At 62.0% G+C, this 24,491-nt stretch carries 21 protein-coding genes and 1 pseudogene; 12 read left to right on the top strand and 10 right to left on the bottom strand.

What is annotated here, in order from left to right; translation table 11 throughout:
• Positions 1-411: 411 nt before the first annotated feature.
• The 11 genes and pseudogenes from ACIP1G_RS17635 (at position 412) to ACIP1G_RS17585 (ending at position 12,298) form a co-directional block, all read left to right on the top strand.
• Entirely contained in the window at positions 412-2,055 is a 1,644-nt protein-coding gene (locus ACIP1G_RS17635) for an acetolactate synthase large subunit (RefSeq protein ID WP_400739255.1), read from the top strand.
• 400 nt (positions 2,056-2,455) lie between these two features.
• A pseudogene (locus tag ACIP1G_RS17630) lies at positions 2,456-2,764 on the top strand (amine oxidase); the annotation flags it as partial.
• A gap of 145 nt (positions 2,765-2,909) precedes the next feature.
• Complete coding sequence (locus ACIP1G_RS17625) at positions 2,910-3,806, top strand: nitrilase family protein (RefSeq protein WP_400739252.1); 897 nt, start codon at positions 2,910-2,912, stop codon at positions 3,804-3,806.
• Positions 3,807-3,816: 10 nt separating this feature from the next.
• A complete protein-coding gene (locus ACIP1G_RS17620; protein WP_400739249.1) occupies positions 3,817-4,971 on the top strand; it encodes a hypothetical protein in 1,155 nt (384 codons plus the stop codon).
• Positions 4,968-5,954, top strand: a complete 987-nt coding sequence (locus tag ACIP1G_RS17615) for an asparaginase (RefSeq protein WP_400739246.1) — start codon at positions 4,968-4,970, stop codon at positions 5,952-5,954. The genes ACIP1G_RS17620 and ACIP1G_RS17615 overlap by 4 nt, the downstream gene beginning before the upstream one ends.
• A 91-nt stretch (positions 5,955-6,045) precedes the next feature.
• Positions 6,046-6,597: a UPF0149 family protein gene (locus ACIP1G_RS17610; protein ID WP_400739244.1), complete on the top strand. Its 552-nt coding sequence runs from the start codon at positions 6,046-6,048 to the stop codon at positions 6,595-6,597.
• 5 nt (positions 6,598-6,602) lie between these two features.
• Positions 6,603-6,779 carry a UPF0149 family protein gene (locus ACIP1G_RS17605; RefSeq protein ID WP_400739241.1) on the top strand — a complete coding sequence of 59 codons (177 nt, stop codon included), beginning with the start codon at positions 6,603-6,605 and terminating at the stop codon, positions 6,777-6,779.
• 316 nt (positions 6,780-7,095) lie between these two features.
• A complete protein-coding gene (locus tag ACIP1G_RS17600; RefSeq protein WP_400739239.1) occupies positions 7,096-7,725 on the top strand; it encodes a glutathione S-transferase family protein in 630 nt (209 codons plus the stop codon).
• A 27-nt stretch (positions 7,726-7,752) separates the two neighbouring features.
• On the top strand, positions 7,753-9,789 hold the full coding sequence (locus ACIP1G_RS17595; RefSeq protein WP_400739236.1) for a pyridoxamine 5'-phosphate oxidase family protein: 2,037 nt from the start codon (positions 7,753-7,755) through the stop codon (positions 9,787-9,789).
• A 160-nt stretch (positions 9,790-9,949) separates the two neighbouring features.
• Positions 9,950-10,846: a LysR family transcriptional regulator gene (locus ACIP1G_RS17590; protein ID WP_400739234.1), complete on the top strand. Its 897-nt coding sequence runs from the start codon at positions 9,950-9,952 to the stop codon at positions 10,844-10,846.
• A 156-nt stretch (positions 10,847-11,002) separates the two neighbouring features.
• The gene (locus ACIP1G_RS17585) at positions 11,003-12,298 is read left to right on the top strand and encodes an MFS transporter (RefSeq protein ID WP_400739232.1); all 1,296 of its coding nucleotides are present in this window, start codon (positions 11,003-11,005) and stop codon (positions 12,296-12,298) included.
• A 148-nt stretch (positions 12,299-12,446) separates the two neighbouring features.
• On the opposite strand, the gene ACIP1G_RS17580 is transcribed toward ACIP1G_RS17585, so the two are convergent.
• The 8 genes from ACIP1G_RS17580 to ACIP1G_RS17545 all read right to left on the bottom strand — a co-directional run bounded on the left by ACIP1G_RS17580 (position 12,447) and on the right by ACIP1G_RS17545 (position 20,508).
• On the bottom strand, positions 12,447-13,316 hold the full coding sequence (locus ACIP1G_RS17580; RefSeq protein ID WP_400739230.1) for an aldose 1-epimerase: 870 nt from the start codon (positions 13,314-13,316) through the stop codon (positions 12,447-12,449).
• 26 nt (positions 13,317-13,342) lie between these two features.
• Complete coding sequence (locus ACIP1G_RS17575; RefSeq protein ID WP_400739227.1) at positions 13,343-14,266, bottom strand: EamA family transporter; 924 nt, start codon at positions 14,264-14,266, stop codon at positions 13,343-13,345.
• Positions 14,267-14,423: 157 nt separating this feature from the next.
• Positions 14,424-15,704: a TRAP transporter large permease gene (locus ACIP1G_RS17570; RefSeq protein WP_400739224.1), complete on the bottom strand. Its 1,281-nt coding sequence runs from the start codon at positions 15,702-15,704 to the stop codon at positions 14,424-14,426.
• On the bottom strand, positions 15,705-16,232 hold the full coding sequence (locus ACIP1G_RS17565; protein WP_400739221.1) for a TRAP transporter small permease: 528 nt from the start codon (positions 16,230-16,232) through the stop codon (positions 15,705-15,707).
• Between the two features lie 66 nt (positions 16,233-16,298).
• Positions 16,299-17,270, bottom strand: coding sequence for a TRAP transporter substrate-binding protein (locus tag ACIP1G_RS17560; protein WP_161775186.1), 972 nt, complete (start codon positions 17,268-17,270; stop codon positions 16,299-16,301).
• A gap of 65 nt (positions 17,271-17,335) precedes the next feature.
• Positions 17,336-18,217 carry an SMP-30/gluconolactonase/LRE family protein gene (locus ACIP1G_RS17555; RefSeq protein WP_400739219.1) on the bottom strand — a complete coding sequence of 294 codons (882 nt, stop codon included), beginning with the start codon at positions 18,215-18,217 and terminating at the stop codon, positions 17,336-17,338.
• 21 nt (positions 18,218-18,238) lie between these two features.
• Entirely contained in the window at positions 18,239-19,045 is an 807-nt protein-coding gene (locus ACIP1G_RS17550; RefSeq protein WP_400739216.1) for an NAD-dependent epimerase/dehydratase family protein, read from the bottom strand.
• A 224-nt stretch (positions 19,046-19,269) separates the two neighbouring features.
• Positions 19,270-20,508, bottom strand: coding sequence for an OprD family porin (locus tag ACIP1G_RS17545; RefSeq protein WP_400739213.1), 1,239 nt, complete (start codon positions 20,506-20,508; stop codon positions 19,270-19,272).
• A gap of 851 nt (positions 20,509-21,359) precedes the next feature.
• Here ACIP1G_RS17545 and ACIP1G_RS17540 point away from each other — a divergent pair.
• Positions 21,360-21,599, top strand: a complete 240-nt coding sequence (locus tag ACIP1G_RS17540; protein WP_400739210.1) for a type II toxin-antitoxin system RelB/DinJ family antitoxin — start codon at positions 21,360-21,362, stop codon at positions 21,597-21,599.
• A gap of 445 nt (positions 21,600-22,044) precedes the next feature.
• On the opposite strand, the gene ACIP1G_RS17535 is transcribed toward ACIP1G_RS17540, so the two are convergent.
• Together ACIP1G_RS17535 and ACIP1G_RS17530 are read right to left on the bottom strand one after the other, a co-directional pair.
• Positions 22,045-22,581, bottom strand: coding sequence for a Bro-N domain-containing protein (locus ACIP1G_RS17535; RefSeq protein ID WP_400739207.1), 537 nt, complete (start codon positions 22,579-22,581; stop codon positions 22,045-22,047).
• A 201-nt stretch (positions 22,582-22,782) separates the two neighbouring features.
• Positions 22,783-24,033 carry a ribonucleotide-diphosphate reductase subunit beta gene (locus ACIP1G_RS17530; protein WP_346646667.1) on the bottom strand — a complete coding sequence of 417 codons (1,251 nt, stop codon included), beginning with the start codon at positions 24,031-24,033 and terminating at the stop codon, positions 22,783-22,785.
• Between the last annotated feature and the right edge of the window lie 458 nt (positions 24,034-24,491).

Genomic DNA, 24,491 nt, shown 5'->3' with positions numbered 1-24,491 from the left:
TGGTAGTGTGGGGTTTCCCCATGTGAGAGTAGGTCATCGTCAAGATTCATTTCGCAAAACCCCTATCTGCACATGCAGGTAGGGGTTTTGTCTTTGTGGCGCAAAAATCCCCCGCCTTGCTCGGTCCCTGGCCTCACCCAAATCCCTGTAGGAGCGGCTTTAGCCGCGAACACCGGCAAAGCCGGTGCCATCCACCGCGCCGCCCGCTTCGCGGCTAAAGCCGCTCCTACAGGGATCGCGAAATACCCTGGCTGCGACAATATTCCCGTCTTACTAACGTGACTTTCCCGCGCCCACCCTACGTCAAGACTTTGCTTCGGGGCATTCCTGGCCCCGGGCTGAGCGATGCCAGCGTACCGTGCTGCGCATTTCTGGACTTCCACCGTCCCATCACTTGAGGTAGCAAGCAAGATGGCCAAGGCCGCCGATGTCGTTGTGCAATGCCTGGAAAACGAAGGTGTCGAGTATGTATTCGGCATTCCCGGTGAAGAAAACCTCGACCTGCTCGAATCCCTGCGCAAGTCGAAGATCAAGCTGGTACTGACCCGCCATGAGCAGTCTGCAGGTTTCATGGCTGCCACATACGGTCGCCTGACCGGCAAGACTGGCGTCAGCCTGTCGACCCTCGGCCCCGGCGCGACCAACCTGGTAACCGCCAGCGCCTACGCCTACCTGGGCGGCATGCCGATGATGATGATCACCGGGCAGAAGCCGATCAAGAAGTCCAAGCAGGGCCGCTTCCAGATCATTGACGTGTGCGGCATGATGGACCCCATCACCAAGTACACCCACCAGTTCGCCTCGGCCGACAACATCCCAGCCCGTATGCGCGAAGCCTTCCGCCTGGCAGAGGAAGAAAAACCGGGTGCCGTTCACCTGGAACTGCCGGAAGACATCGCCGCCGAGCAGACCGACGCCCTGCCGATCCCGCGCAGCCTGCACCGCCGCCCACTGGCCGAGCACAAGGCCATCGAAGCGGCCGTCGAGAAACTGCAGGCCGCGCGTAACCCGATCCTGGTCATCGGTGCCGGCGCTAACCGCAAGATGACCGCCAAGGTCCTCAAGCAACTGATCGACAAGACCGGCATCCCGTTCATCACCACCCAAATGGGTAAAGGTGTGGTCGACGAGCGCCACCCGCGCTTCCTGGGTAACGCTGCGCTGTCGTCCGGTGACTTTGTGCACCGCGCCGTCGAAGCCGCCGACCTGATCGTCAACATCGGCCACGACGTGATCGAGAAGCCGCCGTTCTTCATGGTCCGTGGCGGCACCGAAGTCATCCACATCAACTTCCGCTCCGCCGAAGTCGATGCCGTGTATTTCCCGCAGGTGGAAGTGATCGGCGATATCGCCAACGCCGTTTGGCAGATCGGTGAAGCCCTGACCGAGACCTCGCACTGGGACTTCACCCGCCTGATGGCCATCCGTGAAGCCAACGAAGCCCAGATCGCCGAAGGCGCCGACGACAACCGCTTCCCGGTCTACCCGCAGCGTATGGTTGCCGACATCCGTCGCGTGCTGCCGTCCGAAGGGATCGTCGCCCTGGACAACGGCATCTACAAGATCTGGTTCGCCCGCAACTACAAGGCGCACAAACCGAACACCGTGCTGCTGGATAACGCCCTGGCGACCATGGGCGCCGGCCTGCCATCGGCCATGGCTGCGCACCTGGTACACCCGGACCGCCCGGTGATCTCGGTGTGCGGCGACGGCGGCTTCATGATGAACAGCCAGGAGCTGGAAACGGCGGTACGACTGGGCATGCACATCACCGTGGTGATCCTGCGTGACGACGGTTACGGCATGATCCGCTGGAAGCAGGCCAACATGGGCTTCACCGATTTCGGCCTGGACTACGGCAACCCGGACTTCGTCAAGTACGCCGAAGCCTACGGTGCCAACGGCCACCGCGTGGAAAGCGCCGAAGGCCTGCTGCCGCTGCTGGAGCACTGCATCAAGACCCCGGGCGTGCACGTGATCGACTGCCCGGTCGATTACAGCGAGAACGACCGCATCCTCAACAGCGAGCTGCGTGAGCGCGCGCTGGCGGTGTAAGCCCTGAGGTCCGGCGCCACCCGCAATGGCTGGCACCGTCCTTGTAGGAGCGGCCTTGTGTCGCGATGGGACGCACAGCGGCCCCTGCAATTTCTGCTGCGAAGCTGAAATCCCGGGGCCGCTTTGCGGCCCATCGCGACACAAGGCCGCTCCCACATGGACCGCGCAAGCCTACGAACTTTGCAGGCTGACACGATCCCTGTAGGAGCGGCTTCAGCCGCGAACACCGGCAAAGCCGGTGCCATCCATCGCGTTACCCGCTCAGCGGGCAAGCTCGACATCCTTGATATCAGCAACCGGGTCGAGAATCGCCGGGTCGAACGCTGCCAGCGGCTGCTGACTGGTCACCCTGGCGCGTTGCGGCGTGCCAGTTTCTGCTGCGCTGCAGCAATGTGGCTAAACCTATATCGATACCCGAAACATTCGCATACAGCGTTGGATGACGGATCGTAACGCACTCGGCTGCGCAAAACTGTATCGGGCAGGTACCTACTACGATGCCGTCAGCCTGATGAAATACAACCGCGAGCTGAGTGCCAGTTCGGGCTTGTATCTGGCTGGAGAGTCCTTCTCTGTTGACGCCGGCTGGACCGAGCCGTGTTTGCGCACGGCGCTCGATGTCGTCATCAATATCTGCAACCGAACATCCGCAGAATTCAATGGGGGGTTCACTCTGGATCACTACCCACATTATCAAATTGGGAAATAGCGGGACCTGTTCGTTTTAGTGCGATTTTTCCTACTACATCAGATCTCTTGTCCTTGGGCTCCATAGGAACTGCCCGACTGTCACACCCAAGCCCAACCCCGTTTTACTGGCGCCCTTCCACAACAACCATAAAAAGGAAGTTGCCATGTCTGAAAACCGTACCCTCGTCAGCCCCGTACGCATCGCTGTCATCCAGTACGACCCTCAGGTTGGGCTTGAGCACTGTGATGGCAACCTGAACAGAGGCTTGGCAATGGCCAGGCAGGCAGCGCGTGAAGGCGCCAACCTGATCGTGCTGCCCGAACTGGCCAATACCGGCTACACCTTCCACTCCCGTGCCGAGGCCTATGCCCATGCCGAGACGCTTCAAGAAGGGCGCAGCCTGCAAGCCTGGGCCGAATTCGCCAGGGAGTACCAGGTTTACCTGGCTGCGGGCTTTGCCGAACGTGACGGGCTGAAGCTCTACGACAGCGCCGTGCTGTTCGGCCCCGAAGGCCTGCTCGGGCACTACCGCAAGGCACACCTGTGGAACCAGGAGAAGCTCTGGTTCACCCCTGGCAACCTGGGCTTTCCGGTGTTCGAGACGCCGATTGGCCGTATCGGCCTGCTGATCTGCTGGGATATCTGGTTCCCGGAAGTACCGCGTTTGATGGCCGCACAAGGTGCCGACATCATCTGCAGCCTGAACAACTGGGTATGGACACCACCACCGCTGTTCGATGAAGCAGGGCGCTGCATGGCCTCCTACCTGACCATGACGGCGGCGCATGTGAACAACGTCTACATCGCCGCCGCCAACCGCATAGGCAACGAGCGGGGCGGGCGCTTCCTGGGTTGTTCGCTGATCGCCGGCACCAATGGCTGGCCCATCGGCGAGGTAGCCAGTGCAGAGGAAGAGGGCATTCTCTACGCCGATGTCGACCTCAGCAGTGCACGTTCGGCGCCGATCTGGAACAGCCTAAACGACTTGCCGCGAGATCGGCGCACCGATCTCTACGATGCAAACCTTGGCTACCGCCTGCATGACCCGATGCCGCGCTGAGGAGTCGCACATGAATATGCTTCTCTTACCGAACCGGCAGCGTTCACCGGTGTTGATCCTCGCCTGTTTGCTGTTGCTGCTGGTGGCGTTCCTCGCCCATGGCCGATGGCCGGACTACGCGCAACTGGCGGCTACGCTTGATCAACCGTTGAGCCGCTTGCGCTGGATAGTCGGTGACATCAGCGAAGTGGCTTTCTACAAGCATGAACTGCCCGCCCTGGGCTTGCTGCTTGGGGCTTGCCTGGGGCACTGGGCACATGTGCGCGGGTATCGATGGCAGGGTTTTGCCATTTGCTATGGTAGCGGCTTGTGGCCATGGGTGTTCACCAGTTCGCTGTTGGGCCTGCTGCTCAGCCACGCGTTGTGGGGTTGGACCTTGGCCAGTGGCACCTGGCAACCCACCTTCGTCGCCTTCGTTTCGTTGCCGGCAGCCATGGTGTTGCTGTTTGGTGCGGGCTGGCGGGTAGCCATAACCGGCGCCCTGCTGGGTGCATTGCTGGTAACCCCCGCCAGCCTGCTGATGGTTAACTACCTGTGCTACCCCCTACAGCTGCCGGTGGTGGTTGGCAATGTGAGTGGCATGGCGCTGGCAAGCCTTGTGGCGTTCCTGCTGTGCAAGCGCTTTCCTTCCTGGGTGCGGCCCAGCCATGAATCAGCCGACCCCGATCCCGTTGCAGTCCAACCCGACTACGGCGTGGTCTGGACCTTGCGCCGCGTGCTGGCCGACTTCAGCGAGGCGCCATTCTTCGGTAATGAACTGGCCAGCCTTGGGCTCCTGCTGGGTGCCTTGCTTGCTTACATGCTGGTCCCTGCAGCACCGGTGTACGGCTCGTTGCTGTTGATGCCAATGATCGCCGGGCAGGCGCTGGCGTCATTGGTCGGGGTCGTGTTCTGGCGTCGCCAGTGGCAGGCACGCGGGTGGTACCCCACGTACATTCCCATCGTCTCGATTGTTCCCGCCGCAGTACTTACCCACGGAGGCAGCTGGCAAGTGGTCGTGGCCAGTGCGGTACTGGGCGCGCTGGTGGCTCCGCCGCTGGCAGTGGCCATTACCCAGCGCTTACCCACCTACATGCACGGCTATATCGGCAATGTGTTGTCGATGGCCATCAGCACGCTGGCAATCGTGCCACTGGTCGGCATGCTTGCCGGAGGTGGCGTATGAATGAGCAAACAAGCCTGCCCAGACTGGCCATTGGCAGCCTGGGTGGCACGGTGAGCATGCAGGCAAGCACCCTTGGATGTGGAGTGAGGCCAACGCTTGGTTGCGACGCGCAGCTGGCCCAGGTGCCGCAGTTACGCGAGCTGGCAGATCTTGAAGTTGCCACGCTGGGCCTGCTTCCCAGTGCCTCGATGGGTTTTGCGGCGCTGCTCGACGTGCTGGCTTGGGCCCGGGCTGAGGTGGAGCGGGGGGCACAGGCGGTGATACTGACCCAAGGTACTGACAGCCTCGAGGAAACGGCCTATTTCCTTCACTTGCTCTGGCCGTTCGATGCGCCATTGGTGATGACGGGGGCCATGCGCGCTGCCAACCAGCCGGGCAACGACGGCCCCGCCAACCTGCTGGCTGCGGCACAGGTTGCACTGGCACAAGACAGCCGAGGGCGTGGTGTGCTGGTGGTGATGAATGATCAGGTCCATTGCGCAGCCAGGGTTCGCAAGACGGCCAGCCTGGCGATGGCTGCATTCAGGTCTGGCTGTGGCCCGTTGGGCGATGTTGTGGAGGGCGTTGTGGTGTACCGCCAGGCGCCTGCTCGACGGAAGGTGTTGCCGTTACCCCATTGCACCGAGCATCGCGTTGCACTGCTGGAAGTATGCCTGGACGCCGATACGGCGTTGTTGCAGGCCGTTGCGACACTAGGCTACGAGGGGCTGGTGATCGCCGGCTTTGGTGCTGGCCACGTTTCTGGTGGCTGGTCTGAAGTGCTGGGCCAACTCGTGCCTGCCTTGCCGGTGATTGTAGCCACCCGCACAGGCAGTGGTCCCACCGCTTCTGCATCGTACGGTTTTGCCGGTGCCGAAATTGACCTGCAGGCCAAGGGGGTACAAATGGCGGGGCAATTGTGCCCGCGCAAGTGCCGGATTCTGTTGTGGCTACTGATCGGTACCGGTAGGCAGCAACAGTTGCACAGCTGGTTGCCTTGTTGAGCAATCTGCCCGCGTAGCTGTAAGCGCGGGCAGCCCTTCGAACGTTGCTGTGCTAGGGTGCACACACTTTTGCCTCCCAGGATCCCCACCCATGCTCCCTCCACTCAGCGAAAAAGAACTCGACCGCCTCGAAGACCTGTTGATCACCTACGGCAATGACTATTCGGTGCTCAACCTGGCCGAGCTCAACGGCTTTTTTACTGCACTGGCCAGCTCACCCTCTACTGTCACCCCGGAGCATTGGTTGCCCGCAGTGGCTGGCGGCAAGGTGCCGAAGTTCAAGAAGCCTGCGCATGAAGAGGCCTATGTGGCGCTGATGCTGCGCTATGCCAGCCAGGTGGCAGAAGAGTTGGGTGACGACGTCGACCAGTTTGAGCCGCTGTTCGAGGAAAGCGAAGGCGAGCAGGGCACTGTGATCGTCATGGAGGAGTGGTGCTTTGGCTACATGCGCGGTACCCAGATCGCCGGCTGGGGCGAGTTGCCGGCGGAGCAGGACCAACTGCTCAAGGCCATTTCCCTGCACGGGCTGGAGGATAACTTCGAACTGCTGGACCAGATGAGCGATGAAGATATCCAGGCCTGCGTGCCTCAGGTGATCCAGGCTGCCCGCCAGCTTTACAGTTTCCATCGCCTGAACAATTGAAACCTGTGAACAGCCCTATAACTGACCAGGAGCTGGACAAGCTGGGTGAGCTGCTTTTCAAGTATGGCAACGATGACGCCATACTTGATATCAGCGAGCTAGATGGCTTCGTGAATGCCATCTGCAGCTCTCCGCGCCTGGTACCACCAAGTGAATGGTCGCGGGCACGCCCACGCTCATAGAACTGTACATAACTCATTGATCCAGCTGCCCTCTGTGGGAGCGGGTTTACCCGCGAACACCGGCGTAGCCGGTGCCATGCACCGCGCTGGACTCTTCGCGGGTGAACCCGCTCCCACAGGGTACCCGAACCGCCTACGATCTCAGTTCTCTGTGCTCTCTGAGGAGTGGGCTTACCCGCGAAAATGCTAGAAAACTGTATGCATTATTCCGCCCCGCGAAATTATGGTTTCCCCGCCACACGGATTCTGCTGCCCGCCGAACCGGTGCAGCATGTGCTCCATCAGCCCGCCCCGGTGCTGACCAGGAGCCAAGCCCATGTCGAACCCGATCAAGCTTTACAACTTCCCCAAGTCTGGCCACGCCCACCGCATCGAGCTGATGCTCTCGCTGCTGAACCTGCCCACCGAGCTGGTATTCGTCGACCTGGCCAAAGGCGCGCACAAGCAGCCTGACTTCCTTGCCCTCAACCCGTTCGGCCAGGTGCCGGTCATTGATGACAACGGCACGGTGATCGCCGACTCCAATGCCATCCTTGTCTACCTGGCAAAAAAGTACGACAACGGCACATGGCTGCCTGAAGACCCCGCCGCCGCCGCCCGCGTGCAGCGCTGGCTCTCGGTGGCTGCCGGCCCGCTGGCATTTGGCCCCGCCGCCGCTCGCTTGGTTACGGTGTTCGGTGCTTCGTTCAATACCGACGAAGTGATTGCCCGCGCCCACACCCTGCTCAAGGTGATCGACGCCGAGCTGGCCAAGTCGCCATTCCTGGCAGGCAGCACGCCCACCATCGCCGACATCGCCAACTACTCGTACATCGCCCACGCACCAGAAGGCAACGTGTCGCTGGAACCCTATGCCAACGTGCGCAGCTGGCTGGCACGGATCGAGGCACTGCCGGGCTTCGTGCCCATGCCACGCACCGTGATCGGGCTGCAGACCAGCGCCTGACACCCCGCCATCGCGAGGAACGCCGCCATGCAACAGCCCCCGGACCACCGCGCCTCACCCTGGCATGCGGGTGAGAAAGCCCTGCAGGAAAAGGTCGGTGTAGCAGAGCGCATGGAGGCGTTCGGGCAGAAGGTCATTCGTGACTTCATGCCCGACCAGCACCGCAATTTCTATCACCAACTACCGTTCATGGTCGCCGCCAGCGTGGACGCCCAGGGCCGGCCATGGGCAACGCTGCTGGAAGGGCCGGAAGGCTTTGTCAGCTCGCCGGACCCGCGCCAATTGATGATCAACACTACGTTGCCTGCAGACGACCCCGCCACCCCTGGGTTGGTAGCCGGGCAGGCGGTTGGCCTGCTGGGTATCGAACTGCACACGCGCCGGCGCAATCGCATTAATGGGCAGATCCACCAAGCTGCACAAGGGCAGCTGCAGGTGACCGTGGAGCAGTCGTTCGGCAACTGCCCGCAGTACATCCAGCTGCGTGAATACATCCATGTCGAAGAGCGCGCCCAGAAGCGTGTCGACGCGACTGCACTGGATGGCAGAGCCATCGGCATGATCCAGGCCGCCGATACCTTCTTCGTTGCCAGCTATGTTGAGCACGGCGAGGGCCAGCGCTCGGTGGATGTCTCCCACCGTGGCGGCCGGCCTGGGTTCGTCAAGGTCGAGGGCAACCGCCTGACCATTCCCGACTACGCTGGCAACCTGCACTTCAACACCTTGGGCAACCTGTTGCTGAACCCACGGGCAGGCTTGCTGTTCATCGACTTCAGTAACGGCAACGTGCTGCAGCTTTATGGGCACGCCGAGGTGCTGCTGGACAGCCCCGCTATTCAGGCCTTCGAAGGCGCCGAACGGCTATGGACGCTGGATGTCGAGCAGGTGGTGTGGCGTCCGGCTGCGGTATCCCTGCGTTGGGCCTTCAAGGAATTCGCGCCGACCAGCCTCATGACCGGCACCTGGGCCGAGGCCGAAGTGCGCCTGCGCCAGCGCCAGCAACAGCGCCAATGGCAGGCTTGGCGAGTGCTACGGGTGGAGCAGGAGAGCCGCGATATCCGCTCGTTCTACCTTGAACCACCCGTCGGCAGTGCCGTGGCCTTTGCGCCTGGGCAACATGTTCCGGTGCAGGTCCAGCTCGACGGTGAGGCTGCGCTGATACGCACCTATAGCTTGTCCAGCGCGCCTTCTGACGGCTATGTGCGTATCAGCGTCAAAAGCCAGGGCCCGGCCTCGCAGTACCTGCATGAGCGCGTCGTGGCGGGCGATGTGCTGAACGTGCGACCACCCATGGGCAGCTTCACGCTGGATCAACAGAGCACGCGGCCGCTGGTGCTGATCGGCGCGGGCGTTGGCATTACGCCGCTGCTGGCCATGCTGCGCGAGCAGGTGAGCATGGGGCAGGCACGGGGCATTCACCTGTTCCATGGCGCGCGCAGTCTGGCCGACCTGCCGTTCCGCCAGGAGCTGGCCAGATTGCAGCAACAAGCCGCTGGCGTGCTGCATGTGTACCGTGCCCTGAGCCAACCGGAAAGCCACGCGGTGGCCGTGCAAGATTATGAGTTTGCCGGCAGGCTGGGTATTGAGCAGGTCAAGGCGACGCTGGCGCTAGACGACTACGATTTCTACCTGTGCGGCCCAGGTAACTTTACCCAGGAGCTGTATGAGGGGCTGCGCGGGGTGCATGTGCCGGATGCGCGGATCCACGCTGAAGCCTTTGGCCCGTCGACGCTGCGGCGGCACACTGACGATGACCAGCCGACATTGCAACAGCCACCCGCTGCCAGCGAGCCGGTGCCGGTGTACTTTTCGGCTTCGGCCAAGGAGGCGCGTTGGGCGCCGGGTAGCGGCACGTTGCTGGAGCTGGCCGAGGCACGCGGGTTGGCGCCGGAGTTCAGTTGCCGGGGTGGGTCGTGTGGTACCTGCAAGACCCAGCTGATCAGTGGGCAGGTGCATTACCCCAAACCGCCGGCAGAGATGCCGGAGGCGGGTTCGGTGCTGATCTGCTGTGCCGTGCCGGCGAAGGTGGAAGAGGGTGGGCAGGCGTTGGTGCTTGATGTTTGATTTACCTGTGCTGGCCTCTTCGCGGGTAAACCCGCTCCTACAATTGACCTCGCCTGAATGTAGGAGCGGGTTTACCCGCGAATAGGCCGCTACAGGTCACACAAAACCCCCAGATGAAAGATAATCCCGGCACCTCATAGCCCCCAGGACAGGAGCCCGCATGGACCAGATCCACCTGATGAAGGTGTTCGTCGCCGTCGGCGAACTGGAAAGCTTCGCCGCCGCCGCCCGCCGCCTGGACATCTCCCCAGCCGCCGTCACCCGTGCTGTCAGTGCCCTGGAAGAGCAGCTCGGGGTCAAGCTGCTGCTGCGCACCACCCGCAGCGTGCGCCTGACTGAAGCCGGCGGCCGGTACCTGGAAGACACCCGGCATATCCTCGCCAGCATCCATGAGGCCAATGAAGCAGCCGCAGGCATCAACGCCACCCCCAAGGGCGATTTGGCGGTGACAGCGCCGATCCTGTTCGGCAAGAAGTTCGTCATGCCGTGTATCGTCCGCTACCTGCAGCAGTACCCGGAAGTCGATGTTTCCGCCTACTTCCTCGATCGCGTGGTGAACATGGTCGAGGAGGGCATGGACGTGGCCGTGCGCATCGGCCCGTTACCCGATTCCGGGTTGAAGGCGCTGCGGGTCGGCAGGGTACGGCGCATGTTGTGTGCCTCCCCCGACTACCTGGCGCGCCATGGCGTGCCCAAGCACCCGTCGGACCTGGCCGGCCATGCGGTGATCGGCACCACCAACCTGTCGCCTCGGGCCGGCTGGCGCTTTGGCGTGACCGATGAGCCAACCCTGGTGCGCATGAAGCCGCGGCTGACGGTAACCAGCAATGACGGGGCAATTGCCGCCGCCAGTGGCGGGCTGGGGATTGCCCGCCTGCTGTCGTACCAGGTGGCAGATGAGTTGGCCAGTGGGCAGTTGCAGGTGATCCTGGCCGAATACGAAGAGGCGCCCTGGCCGATTCATGTGCTGCACCGTGAGAGCAAGTATGGTTCGGCCAAGGTCAGGACCTTCATTGACATGCTGGCGCAGACGCTGCGCGCCCAGCAGCTGAACTGAGATCGTACAACGCATCTAAAAACATCTTGAAATAATAAGTGTTGTACGACGACCTATGACATGGCACTCTTTCACCTGAAACAATTTGTCGCAAATAGCCCTGCCGGCATTTGTGCCAATCACCCGCATCTCTAAAAACAAAAATTCAGGTGAACCATGAAGATGAAAGGCATCCGTTGGTGGATGGTCAGCCTTGTCACGGCTGGGCTGGTCGTCAACTACCTCGCCCGCAACACCCTCTCGGTGGCTGCCCCCACCTTGATGACCGACCTTTCCATCAGTACCGAGCAATACGCCAAGATCGTCGCCGCCTGGCAGGTGTGCTACGCCCTCATGCAGCCGATTGCCGGCTGGTTCATCGATTTCATCGGCACCAAGCTGGGCTTTGCCGTGTTCGCCATGGCCTGGTCGCTGGCTTGTGCCGGTGCGGCCCTGGCCAGCGGTTGGCAGAGCATGGCGTTCATGCGCGGGCTGCTGGGCATGACCGAGGCTGCCGGCCTGCCGGCCGGGGTCAAGGCCACCACCGAGTGGTTCCCGGCCAAGGAGCGCTCGGTGGCGATCGGGTGGTTCAACATTGGCTCGTCGCTCGGCGCCTTGCTGGCGCCGCCGCTGGTGGTGTGGGCGATCCTGCACAGCGGTTGGCAGCTGGCGTTCGTCATTGTTGGCGCTTCGGGCATTGTCTGGACCCTGCTGTGGATGCTGCTGTACAAGCACCCGCGCGACCAGAAGCGCCTGAGTGACGAGGAGCGCGACTACATCCTTGCCGGGCAGGAAGCACACTTCAAACTGGAGACCCGTGAGAAGGGCGCATGGAAGCGCATTTTCAAGACCCGCAACTTCTACGCCATCGCCTCGGCGCGGATCCTCTCAGAACCAGCCTGGCAAACCTTCAATGCCTGGATCCCGCTGTACCTGATGACCGAGCGGCACATGAACATCAAGGAAGTGGCGATGTTCGCCTGGCTGCCGTTCCTGGCTGCCGATATCGGCTGTGTGCTGGGCGGTTATCTCAGCCCGTTGTTCCATCGTTACTTCAAGGTGTCGCTGTTCACCTCGCGCAAGATGGTGCTGGTGTTCGGTGCCAGCTGCATGATCGGCCCGGCCTGTATTGGCCTGGTGGAAAGCCCGTACACGGCGATCCTGCTGCTGTGCATTGGCGGCTTTGCCCACCAGACGTTGTCGGGGGCGCTGTACTCGATCACTTCGGACTCGTTCAGCAAGGACCAGGTGGCTACCGCGACCGGCATGGGTGGCATGTGTGGTTACCTGGGGGCGGCGGCGTTTACCCTGGTATTCGGGGTGCTGGTGACGCAGATTGGGTATAGCCCGCTGTTCGTGGTACTGGCGGCGTTCGATATCGTCGCGGCGGTGCTGGTGTGGAAGGTGGCGCGCGAAGTGCGGGGGGATGTTTCCAATAAGCCAGTGATGGGGGCGACCGAGGCATTGGCGTAAGGCTTCAGAATTTGGGGCCTCTTTGCAGCCCATCGCGACACAAGGCCGCTCCTACAGGGGACCGCGTGGCATGAGCTGACGCGGTCCCCTGTAGGAGCGGCCTTGTGTCGCGATGGGCTGCAAAGCAGCCCCAATCCAGGCAACACCATCACAACGCCCGATACTGCATCCTGAACCCAAGGCTCATCACTTCCCCCCGCTGCAACAGCCTTAACCCCGGCCGCCCCGGCAGGTGATGCGCATTGACCGGGTGGCTAACCGGCTCAAAGCAGAAAAACCTTTGCCCTTGCGGGCAAAACAGCAAGAAATGCTCAGCCCCGATGGCGCTGCACGCCAACCGATACCCGGCGCTTGGCTGCTCGATCACGCACTCTCCCGGCCAGCCACTGAAGGCATGATCCACCACCGTCTCCGGCAGGCTGGCCAACGATTCAAACTTCCACTGCTCCGGCACCTCGGCCTGGTATGACGGCAACCGTCCATCCTCGGCCAGCCACACCTTGCGCGCCGCCGCATACAGCCTGGTATCGGGGTACCGCGGAAAGTAAGGATGCAGCCCCAACCCGTACCAGGTAGCCAGCTCATCCAGATGCGTCACATGTAAATCCAGGTTCAGGCAACCCTCATGCAAGTGCACATCCAGCGTGGCCTGGTAGGCAAACGGCACTGCACTGTCCAGCGTCAGCCGTGCACGCCGTTCACTGTGATGCTCGACTTGCCAGGCCTGCTGCCAGGCGCTGCCATGAATCGGGTAGGCGTCGTGCCCGGTATTCGGGGCCAATGCCTGCCAACCCTCAGGGCGGGCAAAGCCACCTTCGGCAACACGGTTGGACCATGGCGCCAGCGGGTAGCAGGCGAGGCGCCGTGGTGTGCCACTGGCCAGCGCGGCCGGGTCAGAATGGCGCAACAGCGCCTGCCCGGTCGCCGTCACCTCCCAGTTGACCAGGCTGGCGCCCAGATCCGGGGCCAGGCTCAGGCGGGTCAGGCGGTCATGCAGGTGCAGTTCGGTCACAGCCATTCAAGGCTCCTTTGAAAAAAGAGGTATCAAGCGGCCCTGCGATAGGTGAGCAGCACGATGCCGCACACCACCACGGCGCCGCCGAGTAATTGCAGGGTGCTAAGTTGCTGGTCAAGCAAGGCCCAGCCCAACAGCAGGGTGGCAATGGGTTCAACGTTCATCACCGGTGCGTTCTGCGCCATGTTCAGCCGTGGCACGCAGACGAACAGCAAGGTGAAGGCCAGGCCATACAGCACCACCAGGCTGGCCAGGGCCGCCCAGCCACTGCTGCTGTCCGGCAGCGACAAGCCGGACGGCATCACGCCACTTGCGCCTGCGACCAGCATGCTGGAGAACACAATCAGCAAGGTCAGAAGGCTGCGTACCGGGCCACGCACAGTGGCCAGTTTGTGGTCGGTGATCCACAGGGCGCAGGCAAAGGCACAGGCGGCACCGAAGGCCAGGCTTACGCCCAACGCCCAGTGCGGGTTGGCCGCGCCGTTGTCGGCCAAGCGTGCCGGTACATCCAGCGCCAGTACCAGGCCGCACAGGATCAGGCCCATGAACAGCATTGTCCGACCGGTGGGGCGCGCACCGCCCAAGGCCCAGGTGAGCAGCGCCAGCAGCATCGGGAAGGTGTTGCCCACCAGCAGTGCCAGGGCCACGGGAATGCGCGCTACCGCCGAATACAAGCACAGGCTTTGGGTGGCGATCAGCAGGCCGAGCAGCAGCTGCCAGCGGCGGGTGCCGGTGGGTAGGGCCAGGGCCTGGCGCTGCCACAACAGCAGGCAGGCCAGCACCAGGAGGGTGATGCCCGAGCGGCAGAGGATGGCCAGCAGCACACCGGTGCCGTCATCGAAGGCGATGCGTGCGGCGATGTGGTTGCCGGCGAATGAGCAGGCCAGCAGAGCCAGCAGGGCGATGGCCAGCTTGCGTGGGAACAGGGGGACAGCAGAGGAGGGGACAGCCATGTGCAGGATCCGTTTGCAGGTAGGGCCAAGGGGGCCGCTTTGCGGCCCATCGCAGGCAAGCCAGCTCCCACAGGGACCGCACCACTTTCAAGACTTGCGCAATACCTGTAGGAGCTGGCTTGCCTGCGATGGGCTGCAAAGCAGCCCCGCCTTTCATTTACAACACCACGCTAGGCAGCCACAGCGAAATGGCCGGAATGTAGGTCACCGCCATCAGCACCAGGAACAGCGCCAGGTAGAACGGCAGCAGCGCCTTTACCGTCGACTCGATACTCACCTTGCCGATGGCCGAGCCGACGAACAACACGGCCCCCACCGGCGGTGTGATCAGCCCGATCCCCAGGTTCACCAGCATGATCATGCCAAAGTGCACCGGGTCCACGCCGATACCGGTAATCACCGGCAGCAGGATCGGCGTAAGGATCAGAATCAGCGGCGCCATGTCCATCACCGTGCCCAGCAGCAACAGCATGAAGTTGATGCACATCAGGATCACATAGCGGTTGTCCGACAGGGTCAGGAACGCCGTGGTGATCTTCGACGGGATCTGCATCAGCGTCATCACGTAGCCGAAGCTGGCGGCAAAGCCGATCAGGATCATCACAATCGAGATCGTACGAACCGTGCGGTGCATCAGCTTGGGCAGGTCGCGCCACTTGTAGTCGCGGTAGACGAACATGGTCACAAAGAACGACCACACCACAGCGACCGCCGCCGATTCGGTTGCAGTGAACACGCCCGAGAGGATGCCGCCAAGGATGATGACCATGGCCATCAGGCCCCACAGCGCTTCACCGGCAATCTTCAGCGCCTGGCGCATCGGGATCACTTCGCCCTTGGGGTAGTTGCGCTTCTTGGCGAAGATCAGGCACAGGCCCATCATCACCGCGCTCAGCAGCAACCCCGGCATTACCCCGGCCATGAACAGCGAGGCGATCGACACCGTGCCGCCCGCCGCCAGCGAATACAGCACCGAGTTGTGGCTGGGCGGGGTCAGCAGCGCTTGTACCGAACCACTGACGGTCACGGCCGTAGAGAACTCGCGCGGGTAGCCCTTGCGCTCCATCTCCGGGATCAGCACCGAGCCTACCGATGCTGTGTCGGCCACCGACGAGCCGGAAATCGCGCCGAAGAAGGTCGAAGCCATGATATTGACCAGCGACAGCCCGCCACGCACGAAGCCCACCAGCACCCCGGCAAACGCCACCAGCCGCCGTGACATGCCACCTTCGGCCATGATCGCGCCAGCCAGCACGAAGAACGGAATGGCCAGCAGTGAGAACTTGTTAACCCCACTTGCCACCTGGATCATCATCGCCTGCAACGGGATGTCGATCCACCAGGCACCAATCAGCGCCGACAGGCCCAGGGCGTAGGCCACCGGCATGCCCAGCAGGATGAGCGCGATGAAACTGCCCAACAGAATGAACGCATCCATTTATGCCGCTCCTTCGTTTTCTTCCAACTGGTCGAAGCGCACCACCTTACGGTGGCTCTGGTCGCCAAGCAGGAGTTTTTCCAGCACAAAGACCAGGGTCAGTACGCCGCCCACCGGGATCGGCGCATAGGTCATGCCCACCCGTACGCCCGGCAACGACGCCAGAAACTGGTTCCAGGTGGTGATGCACAGCTTGGTGCCGTAGTAGGTCATGAACACGCACACCAGGATCATCAGCGCCTGCACCAGCAGCGCGACCAGCTGGCGCTGCAGCGGCGGCAGGCGGTCGGTGATCATCGCCACCGCCATGTGCGCCCCGGCCCGATAGCTGGCGGCGGCGCCGACAAAGGTGAATACCACCATCAGCAGGATGGCCACCGGCTCCGGCCAGCTGGCGCCGGTGCCAAGCACGTAACGGGCGAAGATGCCCCAGGGGATGATCAGCGACATGGTCAGGATCGACAGGCCGGCGATCCAGATACAGCTGCGGTACAGCGCGTCGTTCCCACGCAGGAAAAGGTTTTTCATGGGCATCACCAAAGCGGCAGGGCGGCGGGCGCCGCACTGCCGAGGTCGTTTGGGAAGGGGCCGCTGTTACTGGACGGCGTCGATACGCTTCATCAGGTCGGCGTACTGTGCGCCGTATTTTTCGCGCACCGAAGCGGTGGCGTCGTAGAACGGCTTCTTGTCGACGGTGATGAACTCAACACCAGCGGCCTTGAGCTTCTCTTCGCTGGCGGCGGACTTGGCGTCCCACAGCGCGCGTTCTTCCATCTGCGCTTCACGCGCGACTTTCTTCACCAGCACCTGTTGCTCGGGGGTGAGCTTGTTCCAGGTGGTCTTGGACATCACCACGGGCTCGGGCAGGATCAGGTGGCCGGTCAGGGTGTAGTACTTGGCGCTCTGGAAGTGGTTGTGCTCAAGCAACGTTGGCGGGTTGTTTTCGGCCCCATCGATCACGCCAGTCTGCAGGGCGCTGAAGATTTCCCCGGTGTCCATGGCGATGCCGTTGCCACCCATGGCGTTCATCATGTCGATGAACAGCGGGTTGCCCTGCACGCGAATCTTCATGCCCTTGAGGTCTTCCAGGCTGCGTACCGGCTTCTTGGTGTAGATGCTGCGCGAGCCGCCGTCCATCCAGGCCAGGGCCACCAGATTGAAGTCGGAGTTGGTGATCTTGTCGAGGATCTCCTGGCCGATCTCGCCGTCGATGATCTTGCGCATGTGCTCATGGTCGCGGAACACGAACGGCATGTTGAACACGTTCACATCCGGCACTACCGGGCCGACTATCCCAAGGCTGACGCGGGTCATCTGCACGGCACCGATCTGCGCCTGCTCGATGACTTCCTTTTCCGAACCCAGCACGCCGCCGGCGAACATCTTGAAGGTGATGTCGCCATTGCTGGCCTGTTCCAGCTTTTTACCCATGTTCTGCTCGGCGACCACGGTCGGGTAGCCGGCCGGGTGGATCTCCGCGAACTTGATGTCTAGCGCCGAGGCGGGCATGGCCACGCTGAAGGCGAACGGGAGTACGGCAAGAAGCAGCTTGCGTTTGAACGTCATGATGAAACTCCGTGTTTTTTATTATCCGGTTTCGGGCGTGCAAGTGTGGGTGCGGCAAATGCGGTTCAGCCCCGGTAGGCAGGCTCCTCCAGGCCTTTGGTACCAGGTTCGAGGGCAAACACCCCGCCAGCCAGTGGTTGGTCGCTGAGGTCGATGCCCGCAGGGCGGATCGAGGTGACATACAAGGTGTCGAGGTTGGCGCCGCCGAAGGCGCACATCGCCGGTTTTTTTACCGGCACGTTGAGCGAACGGTCGAGGCGGCCGTCGGGGGTGAAGCGGTGGATCTGCCCGGCATCGTTGCCGCAGATCCAGTAGCAGCCGTCCTGGTCGATGGCGGCGCCGTCGGGGCGGCCGGGGTAACCGCGCATGTCGACAAACAGCCGCTTGTTGTGCGGCGTGCCGCTGTCGATGTCGTAATCGAAGGCCCAGACCTTCTGCACGTTGGGGTGCGAGTCGGACAGGTACATGCGCCGGCCATCGGGGCTGAAGGCCAGGCCGTTGGGCACGATCATGCCATCCTGCTGCAGGTGCAGTTGGCCTTCGCCGTCATGCCGGTACAGCGCGCCGACATGGGCGCCTTGCTGCATGTCCAGCAGCATGGTGCCGGCCCAGAAGCGGCCCTGGCGGTCGCAGCGGCCGTCGTTGAAGCGCATGCCAGCCTGGGCATGCGCCACGCTGCTGAGCAGGCGGCTATCCAGGCTGCCGTCGGCCTTGGCCTGGAGCTGGAAGATGCCGCTTTCCATACCGGCCACCCAGCCGTCGCCGCTACGGGCGATACAGGCGAGCATTTCGTCACCCTGCCAGACCTGATGCATGCCATCGGTCGCCTGCCAGCGGTGCAGCTGGCGCGCGGGAATGTCGACCCAGTACAGGGCCTGTTCGCTGGGGTGCCACACGGGACTTTCGCCGGTACCGTTGCGGGCGTCGACGATCAGTTCGCAGTTCATGGCCGTGCCTCCTGGCGTGGGTCAGTTGAACGGGCCAGCCACGGCGAAGGCGCCGCCCTGATAGACCATGCTCGGGTCATCGGCGGCGGGCGCCGGCTGGGCTTCCACGGCGGCGCGGAAGGGTTCGGAGCTGTCTTTGGGCACATAGCCCAGGTGCTCGGCATGGCGGTTGTCCCACCACACGGTGCGGTTGTCGGAAGCGCCGTAGACAATGGTATGGCCAACGTCTGGCGTGAACAGCCCGCGCTCGATCAGTTGCAGCAGGTCGTCATAGCTCAGCCAGGTGCAGAGCATGCGCGGGTTCTGGGGTTGCGGGAACGACGAGCCGATGCGGATGCTGACGGTTTCGATGCCGTAGCGGTCGAAGTAGAAGCTGGCAACATCCTCGCCATAGCATTTGGACAGCCCATAGTAGCTGTCGGGGCGGCGCGGGGAGTGGGCGTCGATGCGCTCATCCTGGCGGTAGAAGCCGATGGTGTGGTTGGAACTGGCGAAGATGATGCGCTTCACGCCGTGCTTGCGCGCCGCCTCGTAGACGTGGAACACGCCGCAGATGTTGGGGCCGAGGATGTCTTCGAAGGAATGCTCGGTGGACACGCCGCCGAAGTGGATGATGGCATCGACGCCTTCGACCAGGGCATGCACCGCCGCCTTGTCGGCCAGGTCGCAGGTGATGACCTCTTCATGCGGGCCAGCGGCAGGTGCCATGGGGCTGATGTCGGAAAGGCGCAGGACCTCGGCGTAGCCTTGCAGGCGTTCGCGAAGGACCTTGCCCAGGCCGCCTGCGGCTCCGGTGAGCAGCAGGCGATTGAGGGGAGTAGTGGTCATGGCCGGCTCTTGTTGTTGATTGTTGTAGGTTGTCGTATGACTGCCGTGATTATTGGCGGTGATTCTGGTGGTTGTCAATGAGGCTTGTGTGGCTTTTGCCGGCCTCTTCGCGGGTAAACCCGCTCCCACAGGAGATAGCTGTTCTTCAGACCTACGCGATCCCTGTGGGAGCGGGTTCACCCGCGAACACCGGCGAAGCCGGTGCCATATCCCGTAGCTTTTGATTAGAGCAACGACAACGGATAATTGAAAATCAACCGGTTCTCATCAAACTCGTTATTGCTGTAATCCCGACGAATCGACGAATTGCGCCACTTCACACTCAAATCCTTGAACGCCCCACTCTGGATCACATACGCCAGCTCCGTCTCACGCACCCACTCCTTGCCATCGGTCACCACGCCACTGTGCACATCGCGCCCGCTGATATAACGGTTCATCAAGGTCAGCCCCGGTACTCCGACGGTGACGAAGTTGAAGTCATGGCGCACCTGCCATGAGCGCTCGTTGGCATTGTCGAAGCTGGAGTTGTAGCTGTCGTTGGCCAGGGTCCCGCCACTGGTGCCGTTGACCCGCATCCAGGTATCGCCATCGACCTTCTGCAGCCCGATCCAGAAGGTGTTGCCACCGTACTTGGCCGAGAACATCCCCGAGTAGGTCTTGTTGTCCAGTTCGCCGGCGCGTTTGGAGCCGTCGTCATCGCCATGGAAGTAGCCCAGGTTGGCGCCCAGGGTCCATTCGCCCACCGGCTGGCTGTGGCTCAGTTGCAGGTACTGCTGCTGGTACACGTCCTTCAGCTCGGCATTCCACAGCCCGACCAGGGTGCGGTCCTGGTTGAACTTGTACTCGCCGCCGACGAAGTTGAAGCGGTCCGACAGCCCACCGCCGTAGCTCATGTCTTCCATGCTGGCGTCGTTGCGCGGGCTGTTGCCGCGGAACTGCCCGCCATACAAGGTCAGCCCGGCAATCTCGTTGGAAGTGACCTGCCCGCCACGGAACGTCTGTGGCAGCGAGCGCCCGTCGTCCGAACGCAGAATCGGCAGCACCGGCATCCACTCGCCGATCTTCAACTCGGTCTTGGAAATCCGCGCCTTGCCCGCCACCGCCAGGCGCCCGTAATCATCCGCTGGCTTGCCGTCGTCATGACGCGGCAGCAATGCCGTGCCGTAGGTACCGCCACCGCCATCCAGCTTGACCGACCACAGCCCCAGCACATCCACGCCGAAGCCCACCGGCCCCTCGGTGAACCCCGATCGGGCATCAAGGATGAAGCTTTGCGTCCATTCCTCGGCCTTGCTCTGCGGGTTGCTGGGGTTGGTGAAGTTGCGGTTGATGTAGAAGTTGCGCAGGCCGAGGGTGGCCTTGCTGTCCTCGACAAAACCCGCAGCCAGGCTGGTACCCGGCAGGCCGGCGATGACCCCGGCGCCAAGCAGGGCGAAGGGCAGGGTGTGGCAGATTTTCATTATTGTTGTGCTCCCGAAGGGTATGGCAACCCGTCCACCGTGCACGCACAAGCGGCCTGCGGCAGGGGCGGGTAGGTAACGGGCCGGTCAGGGCCTTGGGTGAATGTGCGGTATCCGGACGCTAGGTACTGGTGGGTGTACGCCAGCAGGCCGTTGGAAGGGGGGATGCAACAGACGTGCGTGCAGCGGGATGGGTGTCGACATGGGTTCGTCCAGTGATTGTTGTTTTTGTTATGTGTTGTCGTACAACTTCGGGCGATTATTAGCAAGGGGGAGAGGAGCTGTCAACGCATAATGGCCTAATGATTACAGGTTACATATTCGTAAATAAACGCGTAGCGGCTCTATCGTGCGCTCTGTAAAGAGATACGATGACGCAGCAGGCATGAGAACTTGTGGGAGCGGGTTCATCGAGGCGTCGAACCGCCGCGAACACCGGCACAGCAGGTGCCAGCCTCCACCTACTGCTTTTCAGCCAAACCGGACACATGATTTACAAATCTACCCGACCTGGCAGTGGACGCCGCTGCTACCCTGAGCTATCTTCAAATCAGGCCTCGCCCTCGACCACGTAGACTGGCACGTCCAGTCCCGGCACCTCGATCCGCTGTGCCGTACCCCCCTTGTCGGCGTGGGCGGGGCTTCTTTATTTGATTTGCGGAGCGACTGACCGGATGAGATCGAGCGCTCCCTGGCCCTACGGGGTGCCCACGCAAGGTGGGCCGAGGCGTTAAGCCGAAGCAGTGTCCGGACCTGTTTTACCAACCGTCGATCAAAGCGCCTATGGCGCTTTTTTCGTTTCAGGCCCTGTCGGATTCTTGCCGGCAATTGCCATACCCGAGGGCCGACACATGGCTTCCATCAACATCCGCATAGACGACGCTCTCAAAGCCCGCGCCTTTAAAGAGCTAGAGCGCCTTGGCGTAACCCCCTCCGAACTTATGCACCAGGCCCTGGAATATGTAGCAGAGCAGGGCAAGCTGCCCTTCGGACCAGCCCAGTTGACCGAGGGCGATGAAGACCTCATCGCGACTGTAAATGAGCGGCTCACTTCCTCGCAGCGCGTAAAAGTCACGCTGGATGACCTATAGCCTCGACTTCTGTGGGAGCGGGCGTGCCTGCGAAGAGTGCGACGCGGTACATGGCACCGGCTTCGCCGGTGTTCGCGGGTAACTCCGCATGCCAGTCAGTCATACAAATTAGGGCCGCTTTGCGGCCCATCGCCGGCAAGCCAGCCCCCACAGGTACTGCGTATGGCTTGAAATCGATGCGGTTGGGGGTGGGAGATTCTGTCTTGCTCCATTAATCAGGTTGCCTCATTGCCTTGTAGGAGCAGCCTTGTGCTGCGAAGAGGCCGGTGGGGCAGTAGACCTTCTCCGGCCGTAATGGCCTCTTCGCAGCACAAGGCTGCTCCTACAGATACCGCACATGGCTGGCTACCTGTTCTTGCAGGCTGATTCAGACATTCCAGCAAACTGAGATCCCTGTAGGAGCGGGTTCACCCGCGAAGAGGCCCCCACAGGCAAAAACCGCCCCCTAAACCCCATGCATCCGCAGCGCCCGCTGCTCACACTCCCGCCAACTCAACCTGCACTTCTCCACCGGCCCCAACGGGTCCACCTCCCCAGCCAGCACCACCGGCATATCCCGCATCCTCACCCACGGCTCACTCTGCCAATACAACAACGTTGCCGTCCTCCCCCCAGGCCAGCACATCTGCCCCAGCCGCGGCGCATCCTCAACCCCGTCCGCCTGCCCATCACGCAGTACCGCCACTACCTCATGCGTCAGCCACCAGCGTAAATGGCGGTTCTCCGGCACATGGTGATGCGCCAACAAGGTATAGGCCGCGGACTCGCTGACCATGGTGGTCTCCTGATACTTGCCATAGCGCAGCAGTTTCACCGTGCGGTACTGGTCCGGGTCGAGCTTGCGCATGCAATGTTCGTCGAAGAAGTGTCCGCTCAGCCGGCCGAGTTCGTGGGCGCAGAACCAGGCTTGGGATTCGAGCCAGAGGGTGTGGAGGGGGCGGTTGTGGCGGGTGAAGAGGGTCGGTGTATTGAGACTGTCCATGTTTGGCCATCCTATATTGGAGAGCCGTTGCTAACGGGAACGGGGTTCCGCTGCGTGAGCGTTCTTAAGCGCCATGAAACGTTATCGCGACACCTTCAAAGTGACAATCGCGAAGCTTGTAGGATGCTTCCTGTTCTGCCATTCCTGAGCCAATAAAAAAGGCTGCCAATCGGCAGCCTTCTCGATGCTCAGCCCGGACGATCAGTCCCAGCTCAGTGCCCCACCAGTCTGATACTCGATCACACGCGTCTCAAAGAAGTTCTTCTCCTTCTTCAAGTCCATGATCTCGCTCATCCATGGGAACGGGTTGGTAGTCCCTGGGTACTCTTCCTTCAGGCCAATCTGGGTCAAACGACGGTTGGCAATGAACTTGAGGTAGTCTTCCATCATCGCCGCGTTCATGCCCAATACCCCGCGTGGCATGGTGTCACGGGCGTATTCGATCTCCAGCTGGGTCCCTTGCAGGATCATCTGGGTCGCTTCTTCCTTCATCGCCGCGTCCCACAGGTGCGGGTTCTCGATCTTGATCTGGTTGATCACGTCGATACCGAAGTTCAGGTGCATCGACTCGTCACGCAGGATGTACTGGAACTGCTCGGCGACGCCGGTCATCTTGTTGCGGCGGCCCATCGACAGGATCTGGGTGAAGCCGCAGTAGAAGAAGATGCCTTCCAGTACGCAGTAGTAGGCGATCAGGTTGCGCAGCAGCTCTTTGTCGGTTTCGACAGTACCGGTGTTGAACTCCGGGTCGGAGATGGCGCGGGTGTACTTCAGGCCCCAGGCGGCTTTTTTCGCGACCGACGGGATCTCGTGGTACATGTTGAAGATCTCGCCTTCATCCATGCCCAGCGACTCGATGCAGTACTGGTAGGCGTGGGTGTGGATCGCCTCTTCGAAGGCCTGGCGCAGGATGTACTGGCGGCACTCCGGGTTGGTGATCAGGCGGTACACGGCCAGGGCCAGGTTGTTGGCAACCAGCGAGTCGGCGGTGGAGAAGAAACCGAGGTTGCGCATGACGATGCGGCGCTCGTCTTCGGTCAGGCCGTCCATGCTCTTCCACAGGGCGATGTCGGCGGTCATGTTGACCTCTTGCGGCATCCAGTGGTTGGCGCAGCCGTCCAGGTACTTCTGCCAGGCCCAGTCGTACTTGAACGGTACCAGCTGGTTGAGGTCGGCACGGCAGTTGATCATGCGCTTTTCGTCAACCGCAACGCGGGCCGAGGAGCCTTCCAGCTCGGCCAGGCCTTCGGCGACGTCGAGGGCGTCCAGGGCTGCCTTGGCACGCTTGACGGCTTCGGAGTCAGAAGCGGTAGCCGCACGGGCTTCCAGGGCGGCGGCACCACCGGCGCTGTCGAGTTTATCGAGGGTGGCGGCGGCAGCGGCCTGCGCAGGGGTGTTGCCTTTGGCGGCTACTTCGCCGTCTTCTTTGTCGAATTCGTCCCAGCTCAGCATGGTTTGGCTCCTGCTTGAGGGTCGCCCTGGGGCAACCGGTTGGATTTTAAGAATGTGATGCCTGACGCAAGGCCGTTACGGCGAATGGACAGCTCGAGAGGCTGACTCTCGTTTACATCTGAATGTGTTCTGGCTTGTACCTGGCCAAGCCTCGCTGAGGGGCCAGGACAATTGAATGGTGCTCTTTTCAGAGGGGGCGAAGTATATAGGAATTCGCCTTGGATCGGGGCGCGTGTCTTGCGGGCGAGGGTAACTTTTTCGACCGGAATTGCGTGCGTCCGTTCACCTGGTTTGTGTCGTTTTCTATGGGGGGGAGTGTAGCGGCAAAAAGCGGGTGGCACTACATGTTGTGGCTTTTTATTTTCAAGGCACATCATGTTGGGTTTGCGCGATCCTTGTAGGAGCGGCCTTGTGTCGCGATGGGGTGCGAAGCGCCCCCAGGATTTCAGCTTCGCAGC

Origin of the sequence: Pseudomonas sp. NPDC089392 (genome assembly GCF_044749595.1) — a bacterium.
Classification (GTDB): domain Bacteria; phylum Pseudomonadota; class Gammaproteobacteria; order Pseudomonadales; family Pseudomonadaceae; genus Aquipseudomonas.
This window is presented reverse-complemented; position numbering and strand designations above follow the sequence as displayed.

Coding starts and splice junctions, on each gene's coding strand:
- ACIP1G_RS17580 (WP_400739230.1), bottom strand. CDS start 13,316: ATGGCTGTGACCGAACTGCACCTGCATGACCGCCTGACCCGCCTGAGC.
- ACIP1G_RS17575 (WP_400739227.1), bottom strand. CDS start 14,266: ATGGCTGTCCCCTCCTCTGCTGTCCCCCTGTTCCCACGCAAGCTGGCC.
- ACIP1G_RS17620 (WP_400739249.1), top strand. CDS start 3,817: ATGAATATGCTTCTCTTACCGAACCGGCAGCGTTCACCGGTGTTGATC.
- ACIP1G_RS17535 (WP_400739207.1), bottom strand. CDS start 22,581: ATGGACAGTCTCAATACACCGACCCTCTTCACCCGCCACAACCGCCCC.
- ACIP1G_RS17625 (WP_400739252.1), top strand. CDS start 2,910: ATGTCTGAAAACCGTACCCTCGTCAGCCCCGTACGCATCGCTGTCATC.
- ACIP1G_RS17530 (WP_346646667.1), bottom strand. CDS start 24,033: ATGCTGAGCTGGGACGAATTCGACAAAGAAGACGGCGAAGTAGCCGCC.
- ACIP1G_RS17545 (WP_400739213.1), bottom strand. CDS start 20,508: ATGAAAATCTGCCACACCCTGCCCTTCGCCCTGCTTGGCGCCGGGGTC.
- ACIP1G_RS17565 (WP_400739221.1), bottom strand. CDS start 16,232: ATGAAAAACCTTTTCCTGCGTGGGAACGACGCGCTGTACCGCAGCTGT.
- ACIP1G_RS17610 (WP_400739244.1), top strand. CDS start 6,046: ATGCTCCCTCCACTCAGCGAAAAAGAACTCGACCGCCTCGAAGACCTG.
- ACIP1G_RS17635 (WP_400739255.1), top strand. CDS start 412: ATGGCCAAGGCCGCCGATGTCGTTGTGCAATGCCTGGAAAACGAAGGT.
- ACIP1G_RS17595 (WP_400739236.1), top strand. CDS start 7,753: ATGCAACAGCCCCCGGACCACCGCGCCTCACCCTGGCATGCGGGTGAG.
- ACIP1G_RS17615 (WP_400739246.1), top strand. CDS start 4,968: ATGAATGAGCAAACAAGCCTGCCCAGACTGGCCATTGGCAGCCTGGGT.
- ACIP1G_RS17600 (WP_400739239.1), top strand. CDS start 7,096: ATGTCGAACCCGATCAAGCTTTACAACTTCCCCAAGTCTGGCCACGCC.
- ACIP1G_RS17590 (WP_400739234.1), top strand. CDS start 9,950: ATGGACCAGATCCACCTGATGAAGGTGTTCGTCGCCGTCGGCGAACTG.
- ACIP1G_RS17540 (WP_400739210.1), top strand. CDS start 21,360: ATGGCTTCCATCAACATCCGCATAGACGACGCTCTCAAAGCCCGCGCC.
- ACIP1G_RS17560 (WP_161775186.1), bottom strand. CDS start 17,270: ATGACGTTCAAACGCAAGCTGCTTCTTGCCGTACTCCCGTTCGCCTTC.
- ACIP1G_RS17570 (WP_400739224.1), bottom strand. CDS start 15,704: ATGGATGCGTTCATTCTGTTGGGCAGTTTCATCGCGCTCATCCTGCTG.
- ACIP1G_RS17555 (WP_400739219.1), bottom strand. CDS start 18,217: ATGAACTGCGAACTGATCGTCGACGCCCGCAACGGTACCGGCGAAAGT.
- ACIP1G_RS17550 (WP_400739216.1), bottom strand. CDS start 19,045: ATGACCACTACTCCCCTCAATCGCCTGCTGCTCACCGGAGCCGCAGGC.
- ACIP1G_RS17585 (WP_400739232.1), top strand. CDS start 11,003: ATGAAGATGAAAGGCATCCGTTGGTGGATGGTCAGCCTTGTCACGGCT.